At 28.8% G+C, this 9513-nt stretch carries 11 protein-coding genes; 7 read left to right on the top strand and 4 right to left on the bottom strand.

What is annotated here, in order from left to right:
* The 3 genes from ACERKK_RS07785 to ACERKK_RS07775 all read right to left on the bottom strand — a co-directional run.
* A partial coding sequence (locus ACERKK_RS07785; protein ID WP_373772517.1) for an MBL fold metallo-hydrolase occupies positions 1–781 on the bottom strand: 781 nt, incomplete at its 3' end.
* Between the two features lie 52 nt (positions 782–833).
* Positions 834–1715 (bottom strand): cation diffusion facilitator family transporter, encoded by an 882-nt coding sequence (locus ACERKK_RS07780; protein WP_373772516.1) that lies wholly within the window; start codon positions 1713–1715, stop codon positions 834–836.
* Positions 1716–1717: 2 nt separating this feature from the next.
* Positions 1718–2887 (bottom strand): pyridoxal phosphate-dependent aminotransferase, encoded by a 1170-nt coding sequence (locus ACERKK_RS07775; RefSeq protein WP_373772515.1) that lies wholly within the window; start codon positions 2885–2887, stop codon positions 1718–1720.
* Positions 2888–2968: 81 nt separating this feature from the next.
* Between ACERKK_RS07775 and ACERKK_RS07770 the strand changes: the two genes are divergently transcribed.
* Entirely contained in the window at positions 2969–3565 is a 597-nt protein-coding gene (locus tag ACERKK_RS07770) for a M48 family metallopeptidase (RefSeq protein ID WP_373772514.1), read from the top strand.
* On the opposite strand, the gene ACERKK_RS07765 is transcribed toward ACERKK_RS07770, so the two are convergent.
* Positions 3549–3956: a DUF721 domain-containing protein gene (locus tag ACERKK_RS07765; protein WP_373772513.1), complete on the bottom strand. Its 408-nt coding sequence runs from the start codon at positions 3954–3956 to the stop codon at positions 3549–3551. The genes ACERKK_RS07770 and ACERKK_RS07765 overlap by 17 nt on opposite strands.
* Between ACERKK_RS07765 and ACERKK_RS07760 the strand changes: the two genes are divergently transcribed.
* The 6 genes from ACERKK_RS07760 (at position 3936) to ACERKK_RS07735 (ending at position 9423) form a co-directional block, all read left to right on the top strand.
* Entirely contained in the window at positions 3936–4082 is a 147-nt protein-coding gene (locus ACERKK_RS07760) for a hypothetical protein (protein WP_373772512.1), read from the top strand. The two genes, ACERKK_RS07765 and ACERKK_RS07760, sit on opposite strands and share 21 nt — an antisense overlap.
* Complete coding sequence (gene nadB, locus ACERKK_RS07755) at positions 4082–5533, top strand: L-aspartate oxidase (protein WP_373772511.1); 1452 nt, start codon at positions 4082–4084, stop codon at positions 5531–5533. Before ACERKK_RS07760 ends, nadB begins: the two co-directional genes overlap by 1 nt.
* Positions 5533–6915 carry a sodium:proton antiporter NhaD gene (gene nhaD / locus ACERKK_RS07750; RefSeq protein WP_373772510.1) on the top strand — a complete coding sequence of 461 codons (1383 nt, stop codon included), beginning with the start codon at positions 5533–5535 and terminating at the stop codon, positions 6913–6915. Before nadB ends, nhaD begins: the two co-directional genes overlap by 1 nt.
* A 70-nt stretch (positions 6916–6985) precedes the next feature.
* Positions 6986–7177, top strand: coding sequence for a hypothetical protein (locus tag ACERKK_RS07745; protein WP_373772509.1), 192 nt, complete (start codon positions 6986–6988; stop codon positions 7175–7177).
* Between the two features lie 84 nt (positions 7178–7261).
* Complete coding sequence (guaA, locus tag ACERKK_RS07740; RefSeq protein WP_373772508.1) at positions 7262–8797, top strand: glutamine-hydrolyzing GMP synthase; 1536 nt, start codon at positions 7262–7264, stop codon at positions 8795–8797.
* A gap of 248 nt (positions 8798–9045) precedes the next feature.
* Positions 9046–9423: a hypothetical protein gene (locus tag ACERKK_RS07735; protein WP_373772507.1), complete on the top strand. Its 378-nt coding sequence runs from the start codon at positions 9046–9048 to the stop codon at positions 9421–9423.
* Positions 9424–9513: the final 90 nt, after the last annotated feature.

The raw sequence follows: 9513 nt of genomic DNA, 5'->3' as shown, positions 1-9513 counted from the left end.
AATTTATATGAATTACATCACCTTCTTCAAGAATCTTTCCACCATATTTTAAGATATCAAGCTCTTTTATTTCCTCTTGCATTTGTTCTTCATATATATGTTTTAAATGATAAATAAAAATCTGAATATCAGTTCTTTTTAAATTTTGTAAATTTTGGGCTAAAAGACTTGGTGTTAAGTGTTGGCTATCATAGGCAAGTTTAGCCATTTTATTTGGAAATGAACACTCTGTAATAAGTAGTTTTATTTTTGGGTTATTATTTATTTCTTCAACTAATACTTCATTTAAATAAGTATCTCCACTTATTAAATATCCATCAATATCATCTTTAATAATAACAAATCCAAATGCACCAGGAATATGAATAGCATTAATAGCTTTTATTTCATATTTATTAATAGTAATAGTTTCATCAAGTTTAATTTCTTTAAAAACTAACGATTTTTTATCACTATTTAAAAGATTTATTTTTGAAAAGTCAGGCCAGATTTCATTATTAAAAGTATGCATTTTTAAAGAATCGATAGTCTCTTTTGATGCATAAATTGTTAAAGGTTCAGTTCTTTTTTCAAAAAAACCTTCAACAATAAAAGGTAAATCAGTTATATGATCAGCATGAGAATGAGTTAGAAAAACATGATTAATAAACTCTGTATTTTCACCTAAAGTATTAAGAACATTTCCTGCATCAACTAAAATATCTTTTGAAACTTGGAACGAAGTCGTTCCTTTGTTCTTCATTTTACTACCACTTGCACCTAATACCTTGATATAATTCATAGGATTTTCCTTTTAAGTTATAAAAAAGTAGCAAAAAGAAGATAGAAAAATATTATCTATCGTTTATTTTAAAGTCATCATATGGATCCATATGAATGTTTATTATCCAGTCTCTTTTTGAGTCAACTTTTTTTATTTTAGCTTCAATTGAATCACTAGCTCTATGTGCTTCCATAAGTGTGATAATACAATCAAATACTAGATGAACTTCAACAAATGTTTGATGTCCAGCTTCTCTTGTTTTTAAAAGATGATAAGTATTTACTCTATCATTATTTTTAATTATTTCTTCAATTTTAGAAACAATTTCTTCATCCACAGATCTATCAAGTAAAACTAATACACCATTGAAAATAAGTTCATATGCAGAATAGATAATATATATTGCAATTGCACTACCTACAACAACATCAATGATTTCATAACCTGTAACATTTACTAAAATTAATGATGCTAAAACAGCAACATTACTATAAACATCTGTTTTATAGTGTAGTGCATCTGCTTTTATTACCATTGAGTTAGTTTTTTTAGCAATAATATTTAAATATATAACTAAAAGAATTGTAATAGTTAATGAAATAATCATTACGTAAATAGATATATCAACATATGAAGAGATTTTTCCACTTATTGCTTTATCTATTGCTTGATAAAGTAAAAAAAGACCTGATATGGTAATAATAGTACCCTCAATTACAGATGCGAGTGCTTCTATTTTCCCTCGTCCATAGTTAAAAGTTTTATCTGCTGGTTTTTCAGAATTTGAAATTGCAAAGTAGTTGAATATTGATACAAACATATCAAGAACTGAATCAATTGCAGAAGCTAATACTGCAACTGATCCACTAGCAATTCCAATTGATAGTTTAATTAATGTTAGAAGTGCTGCAACCGATGATGATATTACGGTTGCTTTTTTTTGTAGAGTCATAATTATTTACTTTCTACAAACTCTTTAATTCTTCTGATTCCTTCTTGAATACTTTCTAAATCAGTAGCAAAAGAGAATCTAACGTATCCTTCTGTTCCAAATGCAAGACCAGGAACAAGAGCTACACCTTTTTCTTCTAATAAGTCTGCACAAAACTTCATAGAATCAGAACTAACTTCTTGAATATTTACAAATAAGTAAAATGCTCCATCTGGATTAAAACAAGATAATCCTTCTATTGCATTAAAAGAGTCAACAGCAATATTTTTTCTTTTTTCAAATTGCACTCTCATTAATTCAATAGTTTCATCCGCATCACCTTCAAGTGCAGGAATTGCAGCATATTGAGTAATTGAATTAACATTTGATGTTACTTGACCTTGTAATTTAATCATTGCTTTAACAAGATCAGTTTTAGGAGTTGCTAAATAACCAAATCTCCATCCTGTCATTGCTACTGCTTTACTTAATCCATTAATAGTAACAGTTCTTAAATACATATCATGTGAAACTTCAGCAGTTGCTGTAAATTTCTTACCATCGTACATGATTTTTTCATACATTTCGTCTGATAAAACAATAATATCAGTACCTTTTAAAACTTCACCAATTGCAGTTAATTCTTCTCTTGTATAAACAGAACCTGTTGGATTTGAAGGTGTGTTTAATAAAAGAATTTTTGTTTTAGGTGTAATTGCTTCTTTTAATTGTTCTGGTGTAATTTTAAATTCAGTTGTATCATCAGTATTAATAAATACAGGTACTCCATCTGAAAATTTTACTTGCTCTGGATATGTAACCCAGTAAGGAGCAGGAATAATAACTTCATCACCTTTTTCAATTAAAACTTGGAATAGGTTAAATAATGAATGTTTTGCACCATTACTAATAACAATATGATCTAAATTATATTCTAAATTATGATCTTTTTTAAGTTTATTAATGATTGCTTGCTTAGTTTGGGTAATTCCCTCTACTGCAGTGTATTTTGTGTGACCATCTGTAATTGCTTTAATAGCCGCTTGTTTAATGATCTCTGGCGTATCAAAATCAGGTTCACCTGCACTAAAGCTTATTATGTCTTTCCCTTGAGCTTTTAACTCTCTACCTAAGGCTGTAATTGCCATAGTAACCGACGGAGATAAGTTTTCCATTCTGTTTGCAATTTTCATATGTATACTTCCTATGTATAATTTGATATTAAATCTGTGATATAATGAGCGATTATAACAAATATATACTTAAGGAATATTTTGAATTTTGAACTTGATATAGATTGTCAAACTCTTATAGTTAAATTAGAAAATAAAAAGAATATAAAACATTGTTACTTACGTGTAATTGACGCAAATACAGTACATATAAAAGCAAATTATTATTTTTCAAAATTTGATGCAACTAATTTGATTTATAAGAAAAAAGCGTGGATTTTAGAAGGCTTACAGCGTTTTAAAAGTAAAAAAACTCTTGAAAATGACGATTTTTTATATTTAGGTGAGATTAAAAAATTATCTGATTATAATATTTTAGATATTGATAAATTCTATCGTTTAGAAGCAATAAGATTAATAGAGCCAATTGTACATGAATATTCTAAAATAATGAATTTATACCCAAGTTTGATTAAATATAGAAAAAACAAAAGAACATGGGGATCATGCAATTATAAAAATGGATTAAGTTTTAATACTCTATTAGTAAAGTTTCCTATTGAAGTTGCTCAATATGTAGTTATTCATGAACTAGCACATATAAAACATAAAAACCATTCAAAAAAATTTTGGGATTTAGTTGAAACTTATTGTCCAGATTATAAACAAAGAGAAAATTTACTTAAGAGTTTTTTATAATAGCTCGTATGTTTTCAAATTTTTCTTTTAGTTTAGTATCTTTTGCTAAATTTTGAAAAATCCCATGTGAACGTTCTTCATAAAGTGCTTTTGATTGAATTTTTTCTGATTTTCTTTCTATCTTATTTGTCACAAAAAAAGCTATATCTCCTATATCTTCGAGTTTTGATTTCTTTAATAATGATTTTATATCTGCTTTGTTATACTCAAATTCCATTTTATAAACAGGATGGCTTAATACAAAGTATAATGTTTGTCTTTTTATATAAGCAAATTTAACACCTTTTTTTAACTTTAAAGGTAAAATATTTACAAAATCTTCAATCTTTGAAGATGTATTAATCCTCTTGAATTCAGGATTTTTTTTAATATGACTAATTATTTCATTCATTTTTTTCATTCGCTAATTATAGCAGGTTTTATATTATCATTTAATGGTTGTGGTTATAAAGGTGATCCAATTTATGTATCAGAAAAAACTACACAAAATCAAAATTCTGCAAAAGTTTCAGAATAATGGTTTATGATTATGTAATTATTGGAACAGGAATTGCAGGTTTAAATGCAGCAAGACTTATTCCAAAAGATAAAAAGGTTTTAGTATTATGTAAAAAATCTCCATGGGATTGTAATACTTTTTGGGCTCAAGGTGGAATTGCAACAGCTGTTGATGATTCAGATATACCTGTTCATATTGAGGATACTCTTACAGCTGGTGCATTTTATAACGATAAAGATGCAGTAGAACTACTTAGTAAAAAATCTCTTAAAACTATAACAAATTTAATTGATATTGGTTTACAGTTTGATTTAAATAATCAAGGCAAACTTGCATTTACAAAAGAAGCAGCGCACAGTAGAAGCAGGATTCTACATGCAGATGGTGATGCAACAGGAAGAATGCTACATGTTTTTTTATTAGAACAGTGTGAACATGAAATCGTTACAAATGCCGTTGTAAATGACTTATTAATTAAAGATGATATTTGTTATGGTGTACAATTTTTTACTTCAGAAACTGAACAAAGAGTAGTTTATGCTCATAATACTATTATTGCAAGTGGTGGAGTAGGCTCTATTTATAGATACCATACAAATTCAACTGCAATTGCAGGTGAAGTTCAAGGTATTATTTGTGAAAAAGGTTTAGCTTTAAAAGATATGGAAATGATGCAATTTCATCCAACAGTAGTAAAAGGTACACACTTTGCAAGAAAGCCTCTTTTATCAGAAGCTTTAAGAGGAGAGGGTGCTCATATTGTTGATGAAAATGGTTATAGATTTTTATTTGATTATCACAAAGATGGAGAATTAGCACCAAGAGATGTTGTAAGCAGGTCTGTATTTGATTACAATAAAAAAACGGGATATGGAATATTTTTAGATTTAAATATGTTTGAAAAAACATGGTTTAAAAAAAGATTCCCAAATATTTATGCAAATTTAAAAGACCTAGGTTATGATTTACCTTTTGAAAAAGTTCCAATTTCACCTGCATTTCATTATGCAATGGGTGGAATAGAAACATCAATTGATGCAAAAGTAAAGGGAATGAAAAACTTATATGCCATTGGAGAATCAGCTTGTACTGGTGTTCATGGGGCAAATAGACTTGCATCTAATTCTCTTTTAGAAGGATTAGTGTTCTCAGAAGTAGCAGTTGAAGATTCTTTATCAAATAATTTTAAAATATCATATGAAAATTATTCTAATAATATATCATCTTATGTTAGAAATAAAAAAATTGATAAGCAAATCAAAAACAGATTACGTAAAATAATGTGGGAAGCTGTTTCTATAGTTAGAACAACTTCTGACTTAGAAAAAGCATTAAATCAAATAGAAGACTACTTGAAAGAGGATGTTGGAAGATTATTATATTTAAGGCTACTTACGGCAAAATCAATTTTAAAATCAGCTCTAAAACGTGAAAAGTCACTTGGGGCACATTATATTAAGGAGAATTAATGTTAAAAATTTTAGTGACTTTACTTATAAGTTCATTATCATTATTTGCTAGTGTAGGAGCTAGCGCAGGTGCAATTCCTGATTTAACAATGACTTGGGTAGGATTTGCAACCTTATTTATTTTTGTAATTGGGTACTACTTTGTAGCTGCTGAAGAAAAATATTTAATTGACAAAGCAAAACCAGCTTTATTTATTGGTACATTTATGTTTATGTTAGTAGCTATTTATTACTCACTAAATAGTTTAGATATGAACTTAGTTCATACTCAAGCACAACATTTAATATTAGAAATTGCTGAAATATTCTTTTTCTTATTTGTAGCAATGACATATATTGAATCATTAATACATATGAATGTATTTGATAGTTTAAAATATAGTCTTGTTTCAAAGGGTTATACATATAGAAAATTATTCTGGGTAACAGGTATATTAGCATTCTTTATCTCTCCAATTGCGGATAACTTAACGACTGCTCTTATTCTTTCAACTGTTTTAATTACTATTGAAAAAACTAGAAAAGATTTCTTAGTTCCTGGTGCTATAAACATTGTTGTTGCAGCTAATGCTGGGGGTGCGTGGTCTCCATTTGGTGATATTACAACATTAATGGCTTGGACAGCAGGTAAGGGTTCATTTACTGATTTCTTATTCTTATTCCCAGCTTCTATTTTAGGTTACTTAGTTACAGCAGTAATTTTAGCTAGATTTGTTCCAAATGAAGTACCAGAATTTGATGCAACAAAAGAAGTAAAACCTGTTATGTCAGAAGGTGCAAAAGTTGTAATGTTCTTAGGTGTATTTACAATCTTCTGTGCAGTTATGTCACATCAAGTATTACATTTACCTGCAATGTGGGGAATGATGTTCGGTTTATCTTTATTAAAAATCTATTCATACTCTTTAAAAAGAAAATATGGTGTAGATCATTTTAATATTTTTCACTCAATGGCAAAAATTGAAAACAATACTTTAATGTTCTTCTTTGGTATTTTAGCAGCAGTTGGTGCATTATACTTTATTGGATGGTTAGCATTAGCAGCAGTTGTTTATGATCCTTCTGTATTAGGGCCAACATGGTCAAATATTGGAGTAGGGTTCTTATCTGCAATCGTTGATAACGTTCCTGTTATGTCAGCTGTACTAAAAGCTTCTCCAGAAATGGGACTTGACCAATGGATGTTAGTTACTTTAACAGCTGGTGTTGGTGGTTCTTTAATTTCATTTGGTTCAGCAGCTGGTGTAGGTGTTATGGGTAAATTACATGGTATCTATACATTTGGTGCGCATATGAAATATGCATGGACAATTTTAATTGGATATGTAGTATCTATTACAGTTTGGTATATTCAATATCAAATGCTTGGAATTGGACACTAGTCTTTTTTCAAAGTTATAAAAGCTATCAAGATTTTATCTTGGTAGCTTTTTTTATTTATAAAGGTTTTAAATGTTCGAATGGTTATTTTCTAAAAAAAAGAAAAAAGTTAAAAGACAACGTACTTTTGTTTGTAAACATTGCAAACATACATGTGAGGGTTGTGAATCAAGATTTTGTTACTCTTGCTACTCAAATAAAGGCAATCCTTGCCCAAAATGTGGGAAAACTAATCTTCAAGAAAAAGAAGAATCTAAGACTTAATCTCATTTAACTAAATTTTTACAACTCTTTAGATATAATCCGTTCTTAATTAATGATTTATTTAAATCACAAGGATATTAAATTATGAAACATGTACCAATAGTAGTTTTAGATTTTGGTAGTCAATATACACAAATTATTGCTAGAAAACTTAGAGAATCAGGAGTGTACTCAGAAATCGTACCTTATTCTGAAAGTATCGAAGATATTATGGCAAGAACTCCAAAAGGAATTATTCTTTCAGGTGGACCAGCTTCTGTTTATGCAGAAGATTCATATCACCCAGATGGAACAATCTTTGAATTAGGACTTCCAATTCTTGGAATTTGTTATGGTATGCAACTTATTTCACAACATTTTGGTGGTTCTGTAATACCAGCAGATCATCATGAATATGGAAAAGCAAAATTAAATTTTGAAAAAGAAAATGCAATTTTCAAAGATACAACTGATGGTCAAATTGTATGGATGTCTCATGGAGATAGAGTAGAAAAAATTCCAGCTGGTTTTGAAAAAATCGCAACAAGTGAAAATTCACCTTTTGCTGCAATTGCTGATACTCATAGAAATGTATATGCATTCCAATTCCATCCAGAAGTTTATCATTCAGATGAAGGTGCAAAACTTCTTAAAAACTTTGCAAAACACATTTGTGATTGTGAATCAACTTGGAATATGGGTTCTTTTGCTAAAGAACAAATTGCAAAAATTAAAGAACAAGTTGGTGATAAAAAAGTATTATGTGGTGTTTCAGGTGGAGTTGATTCTTCAGTTGTTGCTACTTTACTTGCAGAAGCAATCGGTGACCAATTAATCCCAGTATTTGTTGATAATGGACTTTTAAGAGCAAATGAAAGAGAACAAGTTGAAGCTATGTTTGCTTCTCGTGGTGTTCCTTTAATTACTGTTGATGCTACTGAGCAGTTTTTAACAAAACTTGAAGGTGTAACAGATCCAGAAACAAAAAGAAAAATCATCGGTGAAACTTTTATTCAAGTATTTGATGAAGAAGCAAAAAAACATGATGGTATTGAATTCTTAGCTCAAGGTACACTTTATACAGATGTTATTGAATCAGTATCTGTAAAAGGACCTTCAAAAACTATTAAATCACACCATAATGTTGGTGGTCTTCCTGACTGGATGACATTTGAATTAATTGAACCATTAAGAGAAATCTTTAAAGATGAAGTAAGACTTTTAGGATTAGAACTTGGACTTCCAAGAGATATGATTGGAAGACATCCTTTCCCTGGACCAGGTCTTGCTATTAGAATTATGGGTGATGTTAATTCTCCTGATTTAGAGATATTAAGAGAAGCTGATACTATTATGTTAGACGTATTAAGATCAACTGGTTACTATGATAAAACATGGCAAGCATTTACAGTATTACTAAACGTAAAATCTGTAGGAGTTATGGGTGATAATAGAACTTATGACAACACTGTTTGTGTAAGAATCGTAGAAGCGACAGATGGAATGACTGCAACTTTTGCACATATCCCTCATGATATCTTAGAAACAATTTCAAGAAGAATCATTAACGAAGTTGATGGAATCAACAGAGTTGTTTATGATATATCTTCAAAACCACCAGCAACAATCGAGTGGGAATAAAATAAAGCAGTATCTTTTAACTTGATACTGCGTCAAATAAGAAAATCAACTCAATCACATACCTTTTGTATGCTCAGTCGTTGATTTTCTTATCTTCCTTGTCTAAAGCTAAAATATACAGCTTTATTTGAAATTTAAGAACTTTTTTTAACTTCCATAAAACTTTTATACTTTTCTTAATTGTATTAATATAAAACAAATTAAGAATTTAGTATGATTAAAACTTATTTTATTAGTTAAGGTTATAAATGGATCATTTTGAAAATAAAAAATGTATTACTTTTAAAACTGCAGTAGAAGCACAATCTTATGCAAACGAAAATATAGGCGTAATAATTACTAGAAATCCTAGTGGAAATGGATATATTGTTAAAGAAAAGTTTATTAAAAATAATAATATTGAAAAGTATCACTCTTTAAAAAAGTCAGTTGATTATACTAAAACTTCAGTATTAGAAAGTGTTTCTACATCAACAATATCAACGTTAGTAGAAAAAGATGAATTAATAAATTCTGAAATTAGTAATGAAGTTTCATCTGAAGTTATTCTTGAAACTTTAAATCCAATAAGTAAAGCGGGTATTGGTTTATCTGGAATAGGTCTTCTATTTGGTTTGCCATTTTAGTTTTAATTTTTTAATGCTTGTGATAGAAAACTTATTTAATTGATTTGTTAAGAAACTTTACCCAAATAAATAAAATATATACAATAATAG

Origin of the sequence: Poseidonibacter sp., assembly GCF_041821165.1 — a bacterium.
In the GTDB taxonomy this organism is placed as follows: domain Bacteria; phylum Campylobacterota; class Campylobacteria; order Campylobacterales; family Arcobacteraceae; genus Poseidonibacter.
This window is presented reverse-complemented; position numbering and strand designations above follow the sequence as displayed.